This is a genomic window from Micromonospora sp. WMMD737 (assembly GCF_049179055.1).
GTDB classification, from domain to species: domain Bacteria; phylum Actinomycetota; class Actinomycetes; order Mycobacteriales; family Micromonosporaceae; genus Micromonospora; species Micromonospora reichwaldensis.
Genome location: NZ_JBMHMH010000001.1, coordinates 2,936,970 through 2,953,224, shown reverse-complemented (window position 1 = coordinate 2,953,224; position 16,255 = coordinate 2,936,970). Strand labels below are relative to the sequence as shown.

At 72.1% G+C, this 16,255-nt stretch carries 25 protein-coding genes; 4 read left to right on the top strand and 21 right to left on the bottom strand.

Annotated elements, in window-relative coordinates; translation table 11 throughout:
* Positions 1-40: 40 nt before the first annotated feature.
* From ACN27A_RS12035 to ACN27A_RS11965, 15 genes are all read right to left on the bottom strand, one after another.
* A complete protein-coding gene (locus tag ACN27A_RS12035; protein ID WP_421452571.1) occupies positions 41-529 on the bottom strand; it encodes a hypothetical protein in 489 nt (162 codons plus the stop codon).
* The gene (locus tag ACN27A_RS12030) at positions 526-1,254 is read right to left on the bottom strand and encodes a hypothetical protein (RefSeq protein WP_421452569.1); all 729 of its coding nucleotides are present in this window, start codon (positions 1,252-1,254) and stop codon (positions 526-528) included. The genes ACN27A_RS12035 and ACN27A_RS12030 overlap by 4 nt, the downstream gene beginning before the upstream one ends.
* An 11-nt stretch (positions 1,255-1,265) precedes the next feature.
* Positions 1,266-1,778, bottom strand: a complete 513-nt coding sequence (locus ACN27A_RS12025) for a hypothetical protein (protein WP_421452567.1) — start codon at positions 1,776-1,778, stop codon at positions 1,266-1,268.
* Entirely contained in the window at positions 1,775-2,287 is a 513-nt protein-coding gene (locus ACN27A_RS12020; RefSeq protein WP_421452564.1) for an HNH endonuclease, read from the bottom strand. The genes ACN27A_RS12025 and ACN27A_RS12020 overlap by 4 nt, the downstream gene beginning before the upstream one ends.
* 20 nt (positions 2,288-2,307) lie before the next feature.
* The gene (locus ACN27A_RS12015) at positions 2,308-2,817 is read right to left on the bottom strand and encodes a hypothetical protein (RefSeq protein WP_421452562.1); all 510 of its coding nucleotides are present in this window, start codon (positions 2,815-2,817) and stop codon (positions 2,308-2,310) included.
* Positions 2,814-4,076 carry a hypothetical protein gene (locus ACN27A_RS12010; RefSeq protein ID WP_421452559.1) on the bottom strand — a complete coding sequence of 421 codons (1,263 nt, stop codon included), beginning with the start codon at positions 4,074-4,076 and terminating at the stop codon, positions 2,814-2,816. The genes ACN27A_RS12015 and ACN27A_RS12010 overlap by 4 nt, the downstream gene beginning before the upstream one ends.
* Positions 4,077-4,122: 46 nt before the next feature.
* Positions 4,123-4,335 (bottom strand): hypothetical protein, encoded by a 213-nt coding sequence (locus ACN27A_RS12005; RefSeq protein ID WP_421452557.1) that lies wholly within the window; start codon positions 4,333-4,335, stop codon positions 4,123-4,125.
* Complete coding sequence (locus tag ACN27A_RS12000; protein ID WP_421452554.1) at positions 4,332-4,787, bottom strand: hypothetical protein; 456 nt, start codon at positions 4,785-4,787, stop codon at positions 4,332-4,334. Before ACN27A_RS12000 ends, ACN27A_RS12005 begins: the two co-directional genes overlap by 4 nt.
* Before the next feature lie 88 nt (positions 4,788-4,875).
* On the bottom strand, positions 4,876-5,058 hold the full coding sequence (locus ACN27A_RS11995) for a hypothetical protein (RefSeq protein ID WP_421452552.1): 183 nt from the start codon (positions 5,056-5,058) through the stop codon (positions 4,876-4,878).
* 17 nt (positions 5,059-5,075) lie between these two features.
* Positions 5,076-5,429: a hypothetical protein gene (locus ACN27A_RS11990; protein ID WP_421452549.1), complete on the bottom strand. Its 354-nt coding sequence runs from the start codon at positions 5,427-5,429 to the stop codon at positions 5,076-5,078.
* Positions 5,426-5,776 (bottom strand): hypothetical protein, encoded by a 351-nt coding sequence (locus ACN27A_RS11985; RefSeq protein WP_421452547.1) that lies wholly within the window; start codon positions 5,774-5,776, stop codon positions 5,426-5,428. The genes ACN27A_RS11990 and ACN27A_RS11985 overlap by 4 nt, the downstream gene beginning before the upstream one ends.
* Complete coding sequence (locus tag ACN27A_RS11980) at positions 5,773-5,988, bottom strand: hypothetical protein (RefSeq protein ID WP_421452544.1); 216 nt, start codon at positions 5,986-5,988, stop codon at positions 5,773-5,775. The genes ACN27A_RS11985 and ACN27A_RS11980 overlap by 4 nt, the downstream gene beginning before the upstream one ends.
* Positions 5,985-6,233, bottom strand: a complete 249-nt coding sequence (locus ACN27A_RS11975; protein ID WP_421452541.1) for a hypothetical protein — start codon at positions 6,231-6,233, stop codon at positions 5,985-5,987. The genes ACN27A_RS11980 and ACN27A_RS11975 overlap by 4 nt, the downstream gene beginning before the upstream one ends.
* Positions 6,234-6,540: 307 nt before the next feature.
* A complete protein-coding gene (locus ACN27A_RS11970; protein WP_421452538.1) occupies positions 6,541-6,813 on the bottom strand; it encodes a hypothetical protein in 273 nt (90 codons plus the stop codon).
* A complete protein-coding gene (locus ACN27A_RS11965; protein ID WP_421452536.1) occupies positions 6,806-7,078 on the bottom strand; it encodes a hypothetical protein in 273 nt (90 codons plus the stop codon). The genes ACN27A_RS11970 and ACN27A_RS11965 overlap by 8 nt, the downstream gene beginning before the upstream one ends.
* A 208-nt stretch (positions 7,079-7,286) precedes the next feature.
* On the opposite strand from ACN27A_RS11965, the gene ACN27A_RS11960 reads away from it, so the two are divergent.
* A complete protein-coding gene (locus ACN27A_RS11960; RefSeq protein ID WP_421452533.1) occupies positions 7,287-7,730 on the top strand; it encodes a helix-turn-helix domain-containing protein in 444 nt (147 codons plus the stop codon).
* Positions 7,731-7,906: 176 nt separating this feature from the next.
* Here ACN27A_RS11960 and ACN27A_RS11955 read toward each other — a convergent pair whose 3' ends face one another.
* The 6 genes from ACN27A_RS11955 to ACN27A_RS11930 form a co-directional block, all read right to left on the bottom strand.
* A complete protein-coding gene (locus ACN27A_RS11955; RefSeq protein WP_421452530.1) occupies positions 7,907-8,698 on the bottom strand; it encodes a phosphotransferase in 792 nt (263 codons plus the stop codon).
* A 384-nt stretch (positions 8,699-9,082) separates the two neighbouring features.
* Entirely contained in the window at positions 9,083-9,661 is a 579-nt protein-coding gene (locus ACN27A_RS11950) for a hypothetical protein (RefSeq protein WP_421452527.1), read from the bottom strand.
* Between the two features lie 168 nt (positions 9,662-9,829).
* Entirely contained in the window at positions 9,830-10,384 is a 555-nt protein-coding gene (locus ACN27A_RS11945) for a nucleotidyltransferase family protein (protein WP_421452524.1), read from the bottom strand.
* A 63-nt stretch (positions 10,385-10,447) separates the two neighbouring features.
* Positions 10,448-11,239 carry an aminoglycoside phosphotransferase family protein gene (locus tag ACN27A_RS11940; protein ID WP_421452521.1) on the bottom strand — a complete coding sequence of 264 codons (792 nt, stop codon included), beginning with the start codon at positions 11,237-11,239 and terminating at the stop codon, positions 10,448-10,450.
* A gap of 181 nt (positions 11,240-11,420) precedes the next feature.
* The gene (locus ACN27A_RS11935) at positions 11,421-11,732 is read right to left on the bottom strand and encodes a hypothetical protein (RefSeq protein ID WP_421452518.1); all 312 of its coding nucleotides are present in this window, start codon (positions 11,730-11,732) and stop codon (positions 11,421-11,423) included.
* 173 nt (positions 11,733-11,905) lie between these two features.
* Positions 11,906-12,778 carry a hypothetical protein gene (locus tag ACN27A_RS11930; protein ID WP_421452516.1) on the bottom strand — a complete coding sequence of 291 codons (873 nt, stop codon included), beginning with the start codon at positions 12,776-12,778 and terminating at the stop codon, positions 11,906-11,908.
* A 137-nt stretch (positions 12,779-12,915) separates the two neighbouring features.
* Here ACN27A_RS11930 and ACN27A_RS11925 point away from each other — a divergent pair, with 137 nt between their 5' ends.
* From ACN27A_RS11925 to ACN27A_RS11915, 3 genes are all read left to right on the top strand, one after another.
* Positions 12,916-14,712, top strand: a complete 1,797-nt coding sequence (locus tag ACN27A_RS11925; protein WP_421452513.1) for an RNA polymerase sigma factor — start codon at positions 12,916-12,918, stop codon at positions 14,710-14,712.
* Between the two features lie 144 nt (positions 14,713-14,856).
* On the top strand, positions 14,857-15,327 hold the full coding sequence (locus tag ACN27A_RS11920; protein WP_421452510.1) for a GNAT family N-acetyltransferase: 471 nt from the start codon (positions 14,857-14,859) through the stop codon (positions 15,325-15,327).
* 76 nt (positions 15,328-15,403) lie between these two features.
* Positions 15,404-16,201 (top strand): alpha/beta fold hydrolase, encoded by a 798-nt coding sequence (locus ACN27A_RS11915; RefSeq protein WP_421452507.1) that lies wholly within the window; start codon positions 15,404-15,406, stop codon positions 16,199-16,201.
* Positions 16,202-16,255 lie beyond the last annotated feature (54 nt).

Here is a 16,255-nt window from a genome sequence, read left to right as displayed (position 1 = left end):
TCACCCACGCACGTTGGGCAGACCACCATTCGGATCGCCATCAGCGGCTCACCGCCTCGGCGAGCGATCGGCGTACTGCCGCCTGCACGTCCAGCGGTTCGGTGGGCAGCGTCCACGGCAGGGTCAGGGAGCCCCGGGCCGGCACGACGGCCGGCAGCATCACGGCCCGGTCGAGGACGAGGTGGTAGCAGGGGCCGCCGTCGCCGTAGAACGGCTCACCCCACGGCTCGCAGCAGGTCCGGCCCGGGGCACCGCCGTACGCGGCCGGATGGCAGTCGACCAGGTCAGCGACCGCGATGACCGCCCCGAGCTTCATCCCCCACGACGCGTCGCGGCCGTACAGGGCGATGACCCGGGGGTCGGCGTCACCCTGGGTGTGGATCTTCTTGCCGGCGTGGATGGCGATCGGCCCCCGGAAGGAGGTGTAGCGGGGCCGGTTCTCGACCGTCTTGCGGCCGATGGCGATGCACTGCGCGTACGGCTGCCGCACGGTGATCGCGTGGGCGACGGTGTCCAGCGGCCGGGTCACGCTGGCACCTGCTCGGCGGCGGCCAGGGCGTCCACGGCATCGATCAGAGCGGCCTCGCGCGGAAACCCGATGAGGGGTGGCTTGCTGAACTGCGCCCGCCACGCCTTCGCGGCCTCGGCAACTTGGCTTAGCCGCTCAATCTCGGCAGCCTGCTCGGCGACCATGGCCCGCAGCCCGGCCACGGTTGGCGCAGCCCGGCGCAGCGACTCCAAGTCACGGGCGTACAGCGGGTGCCCGTCGATCACGTTGTAGATGCCGTCGCCGTTGGCGGCGATGTATGCACCGACCCGCTCGGCTGCCATCACCGGATCCGGCGTGTCTCGGCTGTCCCACTTGATGTTGTCTGGCTGGTCGGGGATCACCTCAACGTCGTCGAGGCCGACCTCCCTCTTCTCTTCGCCAATCCAGATGTGGGCCGTCCAGTCGGAGTTCCGAAACGCTCTGCTCTGGGTGCGGCCCACCATGATCGCGCCGTTCCACGCGTAGCGGACCCAGACGCCAATCGGGTGAGCCGCGTTGAATTCGTCAACGAGGCGACGGCAGGCGGTGTCGCGTGCCGGCGTCATCTCTTGCTGCGTGATCTCGCGGGCCGTCATGCCGGCACCCGCTCGGCGGGCAGGCGGTCGATGGCGGCGGCGAGCGCTTCCATCCGCTCGACTCGCTGGAGCGTGGTCAGGCCCGGCCTTCTCGACTTCCTGCTGCGGGCCGTACGTGCTCTCGTCCATGCGGGTCCTCCTCAGCGCTTGTGGATGGGGGCGGGCTGCTCGATGACGTCCACCGGGATGCCGGCGGACCGGGCCCGGCCGATGCAGTCCTTCGTGCCGGTCGATCCGCCGAGCCAGAACGCGACCGCCCGGTCTGCGCCGAGGTCGACCATGTGCTGGTTGCGGTAGTTGCCGGCGGTCGGGCAGATCGAGCGGCCACGCCCCCGAGTCCGGCGGTGGTTCGGTTGGCATGTCGCCGGCCGGCACTGCGCGGTCCACCGGGCCGGATGCGGCTCCTCGTCGACCGGCAGCGGGTGAAAGAGCAGGGTCACCCACATGTGGGCGAGCCAGTCCGCCGACCGGTGCGGGCGCACACCCGACGGCCGCAGCGGCGACGGGTAGCAGGCCCCGTGCACGACCACCAGCCGGCTCGCGCCCGCCTCCACCGCGACGCGGGTCTGCTGGTCCATCTCCTGGCGGAACCGGACCAGGTTGTCCCAGTCCCGGGAGCCGGTCACGAGCAGCCGGTACACGCCCCCGATCACGACGCCACCGCCGGCGCCTGTCCAGACCAGCCGCCGTCTGCGTCGAGCCACACCCGCCCATGCAGGGCGTGGTCGACGGGCATGAGCGCCGGGTTGTCGGGCTGCCGGATCGCCCACCCGCCGTGGCGGGCGGCGTCCCGGTTGGACTCGACCCAGCCGTGGCAGCCGGTCGTCGCGGACCCGCACAGCAAGATCAGGTTGTGGGCCTGGTTGGTGTCGGGGCGGCGGGTGCCGCCGGCTCCCCGGGCCCGCCGGTGCTGCACCGACCAATCCCGGCCCCGGCGACCGTGCAGTTCCGCCCCGCAGCGCACGCAACACCCCTGATCCCGCCTGAGGACGATGTGCACCGTGGCGGTGTCGGGGCCGGTGTCGGCTGCCGGCCGGGCGGCCCGAACCGCAGGCTTGCGGTCCAGGGCCGCCGACCGGTTCAGCGTCGACCGGACGGTGAGCGTCGACCACGGGTTGCGGTTCCCGGTGGCGGCCAAGGCCGCGCGACGCTTCGCCGACATGGGAGACAGGCCGGAGCGGTTCATGCCGGGTCCGAGGCGTCGACCACGGCGGCCGGGGCGAGCACCCCGACGGGCAGCTCCAGCGGGCGGATACCGTCGGCGATCTCGTCCGCAGCCGCCCCGACGAGTGCCTTGGTGTCCTTGCTGGCGGTCAGCGAGATGCTTCCGAACCCGCCGCCGGGTCGCCACTCCACGCCCGGGATGGCCTCACCCTGCGGGTCGCACGGCGGGTTGCCCCGCCCCAGCACGCCCTCCAGGAACCGACCCTGCCACGCCGGGCGTACACGGTGGACCGTTTCGATCTCGGTGGGGTACCGCTGCGCGACCCATGCCCGGAACGCCGGCTCGTCGACCACGGCGACCGACGGGTTGCTGGTCGAACCGGACACGGTGATGCCGGGCAGCTTCCAGCTCGGTACCACGCCCTGTTCGGCGTACTCCCGTTCGGCGTCGCCGGTGAGCTTGCGGCGGAGCCGCTTCGCCAACGTCTCGCAGGCGAAGATCGCGCGAGCGACCTCGGCGCGGTTCACGCCGCCGCTCCGGCCATCTCGATGCCGGCCTGCTCGCCCTGTGGCGCGGGGGGCTCCGGGTGGTATGCCTCGGCGGGAGGAGCGCCGTAGTTCGCGGCGGGAGTTTCGGCGACTGCGTCGAGGTAGTCGCGCCGGTGCTCGTTCCTCGCCTGTGCGCCCTGGTGGCTGTCGGCGCCCTCGCGATGCACGCCCCTCCGGTGCTGGTCCATCGCCTGCGCCGCCTGCGCGGGCTGGCCGTTGGCCGGTGCCGGGGCGTCGGGCATCTCCGGCTTGCGTCGGTTGATGAGCCCGAACAGGTACTTCTGCTCGGCCTCGGTGATCTTCCCGTCCGCCAAGGCGGGTTCGATCTTGTCGTACGCCTGCTTGAGCTGGGCCATCGACTCTGCCGCCTCGACGGCCAGTTCGATCACGGCCGCCGCGTCCGAGAGGGGGGCGTCGCTGCCCGCCACCATCGGCACGATGTCCCGCGCGCCCGTGTTGCTCGGGTCCCAGCCGTACCGCTCGAAGATCAACCGCTCCAGGGTGAACCCGGGCAGTCCTCGCTCCGGGTCGACGCCGGGACGGACCCCGTTGACCACCGTGCGGAGCTTGATGAGCTTCGGGTTGCCGTCGCGGGTCATCCGCACCCAGATCGGCATCGACGAGGCGAACGACTTCTGGCCGGCGACCTTCCACGTCGTCTTGCCGTTGACCGGCTTCCCGTTCTCGAACAGGGTGACCTCTTCACCCCGGGACAGCAGGATCACGATGCCCTTGGTGGTGAGCAGGACCGTCATGAGCTTCCGCCACCGGGCGGTCGCGTCGTTCCAGAAGTTCGAGGTGATGTCGATTTCGGCGTTCGGGTTCTCGGCGAGCTTCCTCTTGTTGCTGGTGGTGCTGCGGGCCCGGTTCTCGGTCCACTCGCTGAGCAGGTCCCAGACGGCGCCCTGCTGGTCGATGACCAGGACGGGCGGCTTCTCGCGGGCCTCGGCGGCGCGGGCGGCCTCGTCGCGGAAGTCGCAGGCGGCCCGGTACAGGGCGGCGTAGTCCCACACCTTCGCGCGGTTGTCGGGGACGACGATCTTGTATCGCGCGCCGGGGATCTTGATGTACTGGTCGGCGGTCGTCTCGTCGCCCAGCTCGATCCAGTAGGTGGTTCCGACCTTCGGTGACCCGGACAGCTCGGCTGCGGTCCAGCTTCGGCCGGACCCCGTCTCGCCTTCCAGCAGGACGACGGGTGGCGGCACGAGGCCGGTGGGCTCGCGAGTGATCAACGCCATGGTGGTGCTCCTTCGGATGTGCTCGGCCTGGTCAGCGGCCGGTGGTTCAGATGTCGGTGGCCCGGATGTGTCGGGCGTCGTCGTCGAGTTCGCGGCGGAGGCAGTCGGACCGGTCGCAGCCGGCGAGGAGGCCGGGGACCGCGCTGCCGCAGTGGGGGCAGGTGGTGGGGTGGGCGACGACCGGCCCGCCGGAGACGGTCAGTGCGGGCGCTGGGCCGGCGGGCGTGCTGCCGGCGGGCCAGATCGTCGCGACGGTCACCGCTCCGCGCCGTCCTGGTCGCGGTTGCGGCGGTACACGAGGGTCAGCGGCCCGGACTGCTGGTTGATGCGCTCGGGCCGGTACCAGGGCGCGTTGAGCCGGCAGGAGGAGTCGCCGCCGGAGGCGACCAGGATGACCCGGGTGCCGTCCGGCCCGATGCCCTCGGCGTCGGCCTTGTCGTCGTAGTCCGGCGAGTACGAGACGCCGAAGTGGTGGACGCCGAGCCTGTCGCGCCACACGTCGTCGGGCTGCGGCGGCCACTCAGCGGGGGCGACCCGGGTGATCGTGACGTCGGCGTGGCGGTGGAGCTTGATGATGCCGATGACGCCGTCCTGGCCGAACGCTCCGTTGGTGGGCCCGTAGGTCAGGCCCACGGTGCCGGGCTGAGTCTCGATGACGCGGGCGGCGCGGATGGTGACGTCGACCAGCTCGCCGGGCTCGAAGTCAGTCACGGGCGTACCTCCTGGTGAGGGCCGGTTTGGTGGGGTGGGATTACTTCCAAACCTACCGGAGTTCCTTAGGAATTTCCAGAGAACTAGCTCAGGACTTCGGGTGTTTTCTCTGGCCGTCCGGCGGCCTGGCGGCGGCCTCCAGCACGCGCCCCGCCTTCCACATGCCGGCCAGGAACATCCCCATGCCCGGAGCGACCACCGGCGGCTCCAGTGCCGGCCAGCCCATGCGGTCGAGCCCCACCACGACAGCCAGCAGCGTCAAGCCGGTCACGATCCAGTCCGTGCAGTTCACGACCGTCCCCGCTGCGGAGGGATCTGCTCGACCCGGCCCACATAGCGGGTCGGTGCCGCCGTCCGGCTCGCCGCCAGTTCGGCAGGAGCGAGATCCCCTGCCGGCCGGGGGATCGGGGCGGCGGCTCGCACCACTCGTCGCACGACCCGCACCGACCGGTGCCGCCCCGCAGGGTGCGGCCGTGCCGCCTGCTGCCGGGCAATCGCCTGCTGTCGGCGGACCTCACGGACGCGCCGCCACACGTCCGTGACATGCAGCAGCAGCCCTCCCGCGACGGCCAGCGCCACCGCACCGATCAGGTAGCCGCCCGGCGGGTGGTTCACCGCCACATCCATCAGCCAGGCGATCACGACCGCACCTGCATCTCTGCGGGCGTCGCCGGGCGAAGCCGCGGCGCTCGGTCACCGTGGCCGAAGTGGGACCGGTAGCCGGTCGTGTTGATCGGCCATGGGGCCGGTGCCCGGAGCCGGGGCGTGCTCGGCGGGGTGGGGGTGGACGGCGTCGGCCAGCAGTCGGCGCACGGCAGGCAGCCGAGCCCGACGGCCAGGTAGGCGCCGACCGGTGTCAGCTCGACGAGGTCCCGGCCGCACCCGGTCACCGTCTGCCGCTCGGTGGCCCGGTGGTAGTCGACGCCGGGGGCCGCCGTACGTGGCAGCACGACGACGTCCAGGACCCCGAGGCCGGTCGGCAGCTTCACCCTGCCACCGCCCGCATCCCGACCACCGTCATGCCGACGAGCAGGATGAGCAGCAGTGCGAGCAGACCCCCTCCGGCGACGGCGTCCAGCCACCAGGGGGAGGGCGTCTCGGTGTCGGTGTCGAGCACCAGCGGCTCGATCGGCTCCGGGGTTGCCGCGACGAGCTTTGTGCCGACGCGGCGCCGGGGGCGGTCCGGCTTCTGCGGGGTCACGCCGCACCCGCCAGGGTCGCGGCGTGCCGCTCGGCGGCGGCGATGTCGACGTCCAGCGCGCCGAGCTGGCGCAGCTCCTCCGGGTTGGCGGTGCCGTACACCTCCGCCAGGTCACCGACGGTGGGCTCCCACTCGGTCACCATGTGGGCGGGCAGGTTGGCGATGCCGGCGACGAAGGTAGGACTCTGCCAGTCGGGGGTGGTGGGTGCAGCGTTCGCCGCCGACTCCTGTAGCTTGACGGTCATCTGGACCAGCTCCTTCGGTGTGGTCTGGGTGAGCCCCCGAGCCGGGTCACGGCCGGCTGTGGGCACGGGAAGCGGGCGGACGCCGGTCAGGGCGTCCGCCCTTCGTGTTGTGAGAGGTCTGCGCCTGCCCCGACCAGCCGGCGAAAGCTGGTCGGGGCTTCGCTCACCGCTGGCGATGCGGTGTCGAGCCGGGCGTGCGGCCTCACCCGGTAGGGGCGGGTGGCGTGGGCCCGGACCGGCGACGTCGACGCAGCCGGTCCGGGCTCCGGCCGGATGGCCGGAGGCATCAGGGCGGGGCGGCGGGTGGTCACGCGCGCCGCCGGGTGGTCTTGGTGGTGCCGTTACGGCGGGCGAGTGCGGACTGCCGGCCACGTTCGGCCATCTCGGCACGCAGCAGCAGGTCGCACCGTCGGGCCCGTTCGACGGGGTCGGTGATGTCGTCGGGGATTTGGGCGTCGTAGCGGGCCATGCGGGCGGCCTGGGCGGCGGCCTTGCGTCCGGCCTCGTTGGTTTGCCGGGCGGCCCGGACGAGGCCGCCGGTGCGGCCGATGTGCTGGTGGTGGGTGAGGCGTTCAGGCACCGTGCGTCACCTGCTGGAACGTGTCGTGCAGGGGCCAGTCGCAGAGGCGGGCGATCTCCTGCGCTCGGGACATGCGGATGTCGTGCAGGCCCTTACGCAGCCGGTAGAAGGTCATGCGCGGGTAGCCGAGGCGGGTGGCGAGGGCGTCGATCTCGGTGACACCGAGACGAGTCATCAGCCGCTCCACGGCGGCGTCGGTGAGGCGCCAGTAGGCGGGCGTGGCATCTGTGGTGATGCCAGGCTCAACGACCTGGGTATCAGCCATGATGCACACTTTGCACGCATCATGCGTGATACGCAAGAGAGGACACGCCGGTTAACCGTTTCGGCTGATCTTAGGCCCTATAGTTACCCCGGTGAATATGATTCGCTGGGGAGTGAGGAGCGACGCCGCCGAACCGACGCGGCATCACGCGCGATACGTACCAGCCCTGATACATGACAGCGGTCCGGGCCGGTCGTATGGTGCACCCATGCCCGCGCCCGAACCCGGCCCCGACAGCGCCCTCGTGCGCCTCGGCCGACTCATCCGGGACGCGCGCGAAGACCTCGAACTGACCCAAACCGAACTCGCCAACCGCTCCGGCGTCTCCCGCCCCACCATCCAGCGGTACGAGAACGCCAAGAGCCCGGCACCCGAGTTCGACAAGGTCCGAGCGATCATCATCGCCCTGGACGTCGACACCCGGGAGATCCCCGTCGCCCTCGGCATCGTCACCCGCGAGGAGATGGGCCTACCCCCGGAGCGTGCCCGGCCCCGCCGATTCGACGCGACCACCGAAGAGATCCTGGCGATGCTCGAAGACCCCCGCTACTCGCAGGCCGAGAAGGTCGCACTGCGGGAGCTGCTGCGCGCCCAGCTCGCCACCCGCCCCCAGCAGTCGGCCGCCGCGTCCGGGCCTGCCGACGCGGTCTGAAGGAGCGCCCCGATGACCTGCCAGCCAGCACTCGCCTACGCGTTTCTCGGACAGCAGGACAGGCAGGTCACACGCTCACGCTTAGTCGCTCGGGGCGGTTCTCCTTACAAGCGAGGGGTCGCAGGTTCGAAACCTGCCGCGCCCACCCTTCATCAATGACTGGCACGAGGTACCCACTACGTCGGCGTGACTGCTCGGCGGAGGAGGTCGCGCTGGTCCCGGGTCCAGTCGTACGCCGCGCGTACGGCTTCGGCCGCTCCCGATTCGCGGAGCCGGACCATCGCGGGCTCGCCGACCTGGGCTGCGGCTTCGATGCCACGCCAGCACCGGTCCTGCCACCACAGGATCGTGTCGATCAGAGCGGACCGGTCCGCCAGCCCGTAGGCGTCGGCGATGACGCGGACAAGCTCCGCTGCCTGCGGGGCGTCCCGGACGCCGGGACCGAGTCCGACGTACTGCCAGCAGACGTGTGCGACGTCGTGGAGCCGCGCGCCGGGTGCGGCGATGTCCCAGTCGATGAAAGCCACGGGCAGCATCTGTCCGTCGATGTCCCGGTAGACCGTGTTCTTCGGCGACAGGTCGTTGTGGCACACGACCTCGTGACCGTCGGCGAGATCCGTTCCGGCGGTCAGGTCGTGGAAGTGACGGACCTGCCGAGCGACGGCGGCGAGGCTCTGCTCCGATCGTAGGGACGGCGGCTCGTGGCTCTGCCGCCACGGCACCTCGCCGTCGATGAAGCTGAGCACCTCCCGGCCCCGGTGGTCCGTGCCGAGGAACCGCGGTGCACCGGCCCAGTGATGCTGCTCGAAGTGCCGCAGCAGACGGCGGACGAAGACCGGGTCGCGGGGCGGTGACTTCCGTACGGTGTCGCCGACCAGCACGACGTCACTGACGAGACCTCCGGCCAGCGGCTGCTCCGCCGGGTCGGGGGGAGATGAAGCCGGTCGTGTGTCGTGCGGGTCCGCCACGCTGTCCCTCGATCCACTGGACGATCGAAGCCAGAGACACCGTATCGCGGGCGTGCACCGGCACGAGGTTGCCGCGGTACCGGAGGGTCGTCATCGAGACCGCAGGGAGCGGAGCCGCCCGTACGAACACCGGTGTGTTTCACCCGGGCTTCCGGATCCGCCGCGATCCGCGCGTCGCGTGACGTGAGCGGGGGGCGGCAACCCGGCAGGCACCAGAAACCTGTCGATGAGTGCGCACCCCTGGCCTGCGGAGCGACGTCACCGGGCGAGCACGGCGGTGAGCACCGGGAGCGACGACTCATGGGCGAGACGCAGGCCGTCAGCGGAGATCGTCATCGGCGCATTCGGACCGATGCGGAGTCGCACCGAGGGTGGGGCCGGTCGTCAGGAGGGCGTGGAGGACGGCGGGGCCGGCGACGAGCCGACCACATGCAAGATCCGTTCTTGCAGCGCGTGGCCGAGCGACGGGCCGGGAGGGGAGAAGGCGGCGGCTACCAGCGGCTCGGGGAAGATCCGCCAGATGCTGGCCGCGTGTTCCTCTCCATCGGCGGGGACCTGATAGGTGACGGGTGGTCCCAGTTGCAGAGCGACCGGCATCGACAGGCCGAGGAGTCGACTGACGTCGAGGCCCGCCGGTCCTTTGGCGAGGTCTGCCGGACCCAGCCACGAGCAGTTCACCCAGGAATAGATGGTGTGAACCTCGTTTATGGTGGCGGCCCGATCCGGTGCCACCCCGAAGACGGTGGCCACGCAAACTGGCCGCGGGCCAGGCTCGCGGGTGACCTCGGTCCGAAAGGTCGGGTCGTGTTCGAGTGCCTCCACGACCCGCGCGGCGAGTTGGTCCCGCAGCGGTGCGGGCAGCTTCCGCTCGCCGTGCGAGGGCGCGGATGCCCGCGACACCAAGAAGACGCCGGACACCGCCGCCAACGGCAGGACGATCGCCAGCACCCACCACTTACGCACGTGTGGCCCCCTGACCGCCTGGCGCCAGCTTCATGCCGCGACAGGCGTGACGCTAACCGATCGCGCGGAACTTTGGTGACCATGAGGCGTACCGCCCCTGCGGGAGGGGCTGGCGGTCATTCCCGCCGCGATCTGCTGTCCACAGAGGGGCGGTGGGTGGAGCGCTGGCTAGATCTCCAGCCGGAGTCCGGCCCAGCGGTCAAGCCAGCCCTTGCTCTCCACTCGGTGCCGTACCTTCGCGCGGCCCACCGCGTCGTCGAAGGCCGGAGAGGGGCGGACGACCATTCCCACCAGGTCGGCCAGCCCGTGGCAGGACACCAGGCGGACAGCGTCACCACGAAGGGTGACCGCGATGCACGTCGCCGTCTCCGGCCAGCGTGACATCGCGTTCAGCGTGGACGTGTAGGGCTCATCGCCGTTGCGCAGGTGCATCCGTGCCTGGTTGCGAATCTCCCACGGCACCCCGGGCAGGGCCACCATTGCTCGGGCCTCGACGCGGGCGTCCTCGCGCGGGTCGAGCCTCTCCGGGTCGAAGTAGGCGATGTCCACGTCGCGCTCCGGGGAGAGCGGGAGGTTGCTGATCGTGTCCCATACGCGGTTGCGTACGAAGCCGGCACCGATCCACCAGTCCGGTATCCCGAGGCCGGCCGTAGCCCGGAGTACCCTCATCGCTGTCGGGTCCGACTCGATCACGCCCACGACGTCCCGCGCGCTCATGGCCATGCCTTGAGACCCTAGGGCGTGGTTCACGGGTGGTGGGTCACGCTGCCCGGCTGGCGGTCGCGCTCACACCAGTTCGGCGATCACCGCGCGGACCATTCGGCGGCCGTGCTCGGCCATGCGGGGAAAGGTGCGCCGGTAGTAGTCGACGCCCGTCAGCGATGGTGCGAGGGCCCAGCCGCAGGCGCGGTGCCAGGTGGCGTCGTCGTACGCGATTGCCTTCCGGTACGCGTCCCGAGCCGCGCCGGTGAAGGTCCACGGCGCCGGTGCCACGTCCGGTGCCGGATCGCCGACACCGAGTGCGCCGAAGTCGACGACCGCGGCCAGCCGGCCGGCGTCGGTGATCAGATTGCCCGGCTGCAGATCGCCGTGGATCCATACGGGGTCTCGGTCCCAGTCGGGAGCGGCGAGGCAGGCGTCCCAGGCGGCCGCGGCCGCGGCCACGTCGAAGCCGTCGTCATGCTCGGCGAGGCGGGGCAGCACCCGGCGGACGTTCGCGTCGACGTGCCGCAGGGCGGACCCGCGGGAACCCGGTGGCTTGACCGGGCCGCCGGCAGGATCCACCCGGTGCAGGGCGTGGACGAAGGCCGCCACGTCGCGGGCCAGGGGTACGTCGTCGCAGCCGAGCCGGGGCGGTGTCTCGCCCGGGACCCACGGCACCACCGTCCACCGCCACGGGTAGCCCGCGCCCGGCTCGCCGACGTGCAGCGGAACGGGGACCCGCACCGGCAGGTGAGGCGCCAGCACGGGCAGCCATCGAGCATCAGAATCGGCTTGGTCGACCGCCGAGGCAGTCTTGGGCATACGGGCGACGAGGTCGTTGCCGATCCGGAACAGTACGTGGTCGGTGCCCTCCAACTCGGCGGCCAGGGCTGTGACGGGAAGGTCGGCCTACTGCGGGCACTGGGCCGTCACCAGGCGGCGCATCTGACCGATGGTGGCGCGGACCTCGTCATCGTGGATGGGCACGACCGGCACGGTAATGCGGTGAGGCTGTGGGGTGCCAACCGATTCATCCGGCACCGTCGGCTCGCGCCGGTCATGACGTCAACTTCGCCGCCTCCTGCATCACCTTCTGGTACTCGTTCCTGGCGATGGTGAGTTTCTCCTGAAGTCTGAGCATGGCGTCCCGCTGCGAATCGGCGGTGCCGCCCGGATCCACCTCGGCCAACAGCGCCTTCACCGGCGGTGTGTTCATGGCCGGCGTGTACGGGTTGGCGGGATTCAGAAGATGCTCGACACGGTTGAGCGCCATCGAGATCGTCTGCACCTTTTCGAGCGCCCGCAGGAGTTTGTTCTGTACTTCCTGTTCCGCGGGGCTGAGAGTCACGTCATCTGAATCCGAGTCCATGGGCACCCGTCCTTGCCGTGCGGACTGTTCGCAGGTCGAGCGGTTGGTCGTCGCCCCCATCCTAGAGCCGTCCACCGGGGCCGCGTGACGATTGTCGGTGCACGACGGCAACGCGCGGAACCCGTACGCGAAACGGGCCGCCGGCTGGTCCGGCGGCCCGTTGTCGTGGTGGGTCAGCTCGCGCAGACGGCGTACGCGCGCACCTTCCAGTTGCTGCTGAAGCCGTCCTCGTCCTCCATGGCGCGGACGGTGACGACGGTCGAGCTCGTGGCCCGCATCTCGGTCAGGCGCACCTGGCCGTCGCCGCCGAGGATCTCGCCGCCCACCCCGTGCACCCGCGTGCCGGTAGGGCAGGTGGCGGTGACCGACTGGATGGAGGCGGAGCTGTAGACGCTGTCGTCGATCACCCGCTGCTCGCCGGGCAGCGGGTCGGCGCAGATCGCGGTGGCGTCCAGCCACCACGAGCCGGCGAAGCCGGTGCCGTCCTCGGCGCCGGCCACCACGACGCTGTTCTGGTTGATGCGCAGGTCCTCCAGGATGACCTCGCTGTTCGACGCCCCGACGACCGCGCCGCCGACCCCGATGGCGCGCTTGCCGGCCGGGCAGGACTTCTCGAACCAGTTCGACGTGCCGAAGCTGGGCGCGGAGCTGCCGGACACCATCACCAGGCCGGCGGGCGGCGTGGCGCAGACGGCGTTCGCCGTGACCGCCCAGTTGCCGCCGACGCCGTTCTCGTCCTCGCGGCCGGTGACCGAGTACGCGTCCCCGCCGATCAGCGGACGCATGATGTCCATGCCGACCTGCCCGAGGCCCGAACCGGTGATCGCGCCGCCGCCGCCGATGACCTTGGTGCCGGCCGGGCAGGTGGCGTTCTGCGACTTCGCGGCGCTGTTGCTCGGGCCGGTCGTCGTCTTGTAGGTCAGGCCGGGCACCGCCGCCACCGGCCCGGCGAGGGCGATCTGGCCGAGCACGAGCGCGCTCAGCGCGGCCCCGCCCATGGCAGCCGTCCGACGCGTCCACCGGTTGCTGTTGAATCCCTCTCGCATGGTGTCTTCCTCTCCCTGGCGCTGTTCGCTTGCGATGACACCGGTAGGAGAGAGGTGGGGTCGGGATGCCAACAGAAAGTTCGAAGAAAAATTTCCCGCGGTTCTAATTGACCGGACGACGAGGAGCGAGGGACTGGATGGACATGGCGGCACCGGACGACATCGCCCTGGTCGAGGCGCTGCGGCGCGGTGAGCGGGCCGGGCTGGAGGGCTTGTACCGGCGCTACGCCGACCGGCTCTACACGTACGCCAGGACCATGCTGCGCGAGCCGGAGGCCGCCGCGGACGCCGTCCACGACGCGTTCCTCACCGCCAGCCAGCGCATCGGCCAGCTCCGCGAGCCCGACCGGCTGCGCTCCTGGCTGTACGCGATCGTGCGCAACGAGTGCCTCCGGCAGCTGCGGGAGCGGTCCCGCTCCCTGCCGCTGGAGGAGGCCGGCGAGCCGGCGGCCGACATCGCCGACCCGGGCACGGGCGTCAACGCCGATCAGGTACGCGACCTGGTGCACAGCGCGGTGGCGGCGCTGAACCCGGGCGACCGTGAGGTGGTGCACCTGGCCATCCGCCACGACCTGTCGTCCGCCGACATCGGCGCGGCCCTCGGGGTGCCCACGAACCACGCGCACGCCCGCCTGTCGCGCGCCCGCTTGCAGCTCGAACGGGCGCTGGGGGCGCTGCTGGTGGCCCGCGCCGGAGCCCGGGACTGCCCGGGTCTCGCCGACCTGATCGACGGCTGGCAGGGCCGGCTCACCCCGACGCTACGCAAGCGGGTGTCGCGGCACATCGAGAGCTGTGCGGTGTGCGGGCTGCTCCGGCGGGAACAGCTCAGCCCGGCCGCGCTGCTGTCGGCGTACACGGCTCCGGCCTTCCTGGTCGTCGCCGACTCGGTGTGGCCGCGGCTGGCCGAGGCCGCGACCGGCGCTTTGGCCGATCCGGTAGCCGGCGCGGGGAGCGATCCGACGGGCCCGGTCACTGCCGACCCCGCGCCGGCCGACCCGGCGCTGCCCGCCGATCCGGCGGCGCCGGCCCCGGCACAGGAGGCCGCTGAGGGGTCTGCGGCGGATGGCGCGGTCGACGGGCCTACGCCCGCGGCGAACGGGCCGGTGACACCGGACGGTGCGGCGGCCGGGTCCTCGGGCGGTGTGACGGCAGCGTCCTCGGCCGGTGTGGCAGCCGCTCCGGGCAACGCGATGGCGTCGCGCGGTGTGGCGCATCCCGTGCGGGCGACCTCTCCTGCGAACCGCAAGCGGCACGGCCGGCAGGTGGCCGCGTGCGTGGCGCTGCTGCTGCTCCTCCTCGCCGCACTCGGGACCTGGGCGCTGGCACCCGGGCGCCCGACCGCCGCGCAGGACGCCGCCGGCCAGCCGGTGGCGGAGACGCGCGGACCGGCCGGCGACCCGGTGACGCCCGCCTCCGCGCTGCCGTCGGGCACCGCCCCGGTGACCGGCACGCGGGCCGCCGAGCCGCCGGCCGGCGCCGGCGCTCCGACGCCCGGGCCCGTGGTCACGCCGGCGGACGGCGACGGCGTCACCCGGACTGCCGCGCCCGACGCCGTGCCGGGTGGCCCCGCACCGGCACCGACCACGGCACCGACCAGACCTCCGGCCGTGCCCCGGCCGACCGGCACGCCGAAGGTGGCGGCGCCGTTCACGGTCTCCGCCACCGCCCACGTGCGGTGCGGCTCGGACACGTACACCCTGGTGGTGCAGGCCACCGGCAGCGCCGCGCTCGGCGACGCCGAGGTGCGCTGGACACCCGCCGGGGGCAGGACATCGACCCGGGCGATGACGGTGGACGGAACGACCGCGCGGGCGACCATCGGGCAACTGCGCGCAGCGACGCTGACCTGGTCGGTACGGGCGACGGCCACGGACGGCCGCACGGCGCAGAGCGCGACCCGTGCGGTCACCGATCCGTGCGTACGGCCGGGCTAGCCGGGACGGTCGCGGGCGACCTGCGGACTGAGGCGCCCATCGGCGTCACTGTGGCCGGCGTCGGTCTCAGGCGGAAGCGGACCCCGATGTCCCTGTTGTCCTTCCCGGGCGGCCCGGTCCGTACGGCTGAAATACGGTGTCGGGGTGGCGACGCTGAGACTTGAGCCGATGAACGCCGAGCAGTACCTCCGGTATCGGCGGGGGGCGGAGGCGAGCTACGCGCAGCACATCGCCGAGTCCGGCGCGCTGCCGGCGCCGGAGGCCGAACGGAAGGCCCAGGAGGATTACGCGAAGCTCCTGCCCGACGGCCTGGCCACGCCGGGGCACCATCTCTGGACGGCCCACGACGGTGACGACGAGGTCGGCATGCTCTGGCTGCACGTCGAACAGAAGTCGGACGGGCCGCACGCCTTCTGCTACGACGTCGAGGTGCGACCGGAACAGCGGCGCAGGGGCCACGGGCGGGCCATGTTCCAGGCCGTCGAACAGCGGTGCCGGGAGTGGGGGGTCGTCTCGATCGGCCTGAGCGTCTTCGGCTTCAACCTCCCCGCGCGCAGGCTCTACGAGCAGCTGGGCTTCGAGGCGACCGCCATCCAGATGCGCAAGCGGCTGTAGCCCACGAGGACGGGGCCGGGCGCGCCCGGACGGCCGATCGGCCGCGTACGTCGTGCGGGCCGGGTTGGATGGGACGATGAGCTACGCGGAGGTCGCCGGGCTGCGCCTGTGGCACGAGGAGCACGGCGCCGGCCGTCCGCTGCTGTTGTTGCACGGCGGCTTCGGGTCGGTGGAGACGTTCGCGCCGATCCTGCCGGCGCTGGCCGCGCGTCGTCGGGTGATCGCAGTCGACCTCCAGGGCCACGGGCGCACCGCCGACGTCGACCGTCCGCTGCGCTACGAGTCGATGGCCGACGACGTCGCGGCGCTGATCGAGCACCTCGACCTGGCCGAGGCCGACGTGCTGGGCTACTCGCTCGGCGGCGGAGTGGCGCTGCGTACCGCGATCCAGCACCCGGCGCTGGTGCGCCGGCTGGTCGTCGTCTCCGCGCCGTGCCGGCGGCTGGGCTGGTATCCGGAGGTGCTGGCGGGCATGCCCGAGCCCGACGAGGAGGCGGGCGAGCGGATGCGGGGCACTCCGCCGCACGCGCTCTACACCCGCGTCGCGCCCCGGCCGGGGGACTGGTCGCGGCTCTGGGCGAAGACCGGCGAGCTGCTGCGCCGCGACTACGACTGGTCGGCCGAGGTGGCCGCCCTCGCCGTGCCCACCCTGCTGGTCTTCGCCGACGCCGACTCGGTCAGCGCCGCGCACGCGGTGGAGTTCTTCGGGCTGCTCGGCGGCGGCCACCGGGACGCCGGCGGGGACGGCACCGACCGCCCGGCCTCCCGGCTCGCCGTGCTGCCGGGGCTCACCCACTACGACATCGTCGTCTCGCCGGCGCTGCCCGCCGCCGTGCTGCCGTTCCTCACCCACCCGGTGTCGCCGCCCGGCTGACGCCGGGCGTCGCCGGGACCGGGCGCTGCCGGAACCCCCGGCCGGTTGCGTTCC

Excerpts from the sequence above, each read along its gene's own strand:
- ACN27A_RS12010 (WP_421452559.1), bottom strand. The coding sequence starts at position 4,076 with ATGGCGTTGATCACTCGCGAGCCCACCGGCCTCGTGCCGCCACCCGTC.
- ACN27A_RS11975 (WP_421452541.1), bottom strand. The coding sequence starts at position 6,233 with ATGACCGTCAAGCTACAGGAGTCGGCGGCGAACGCTGCACCCACCACC.
- ACN27A_RS11925 (WP_421452513.1), top strand. The coding sequence starts at position 12,916 with ATGGACATGGCGGCACCGGACGACATCGCCCTGGTCGAGGCGCTGCGG.
- ACN27A_RS12020 (WP_421452564.1), bottom strand. The coding sequence starts at position 2,287 with ATGTCGGCGAAGCGTCGCGCGGCCTTGGCCGCCACCGGGAACCGCAAC.
- ACN27A_RS11960 (WP_421452533.1), top strand. The coding sequence starts at position 7,287 with ATGCCCGCGCCCGAACCCGGCCCCGACAGCGCCCTCGTGCGCCTCGGC.
- ACN27A_RS11935 (WP_421452518.1), bottom strand. The coding sequence starts at position 11,732 with ATGGACTCGGATTCAGATGACGTGACTCTCAGCCCCGCGGAACAGGAA.
- ACN27A_RS11930 (WP_421452516.1), bottom strand. The coding sequence starts at position 12,778 with ATGCGAGAGGGATTCAACAGCAACCGGTGGACGCGTCGGACGGCTGCC.
- ACN27A_RS11965 (WP_421452536.1), bottom strand. The coding sequence starts at position 7,078 with ATGGCTGATACCCAGGTCGTTGAGCCTGGCATCACCACAGATGCCACG.
- ACN27A_RS12030 (WP_421452569.1), bottom strand. The coding sequence starts at position 1,254 with ATGGACGAGAGCACGTACGGCCCGCAGCAGGAAGTCGAGAAGGCCGGG.
- ACN27A_RS11915 (WP_421452507.1), top strand. The coding sequence starts at position 15,404 with ATGAGCTACGCGGAGGTCGCCGGGCTGCGCCTGTGGCACGAGGAGCAC.
- ACN27A_RS11945 (WP_421452524.1), bottom strand. The coding sequence starts at position 10,384 with ATGGCCATGAGCGCGCGGGACGTCGTGGGCGTGATCGAGTCGGACCCG.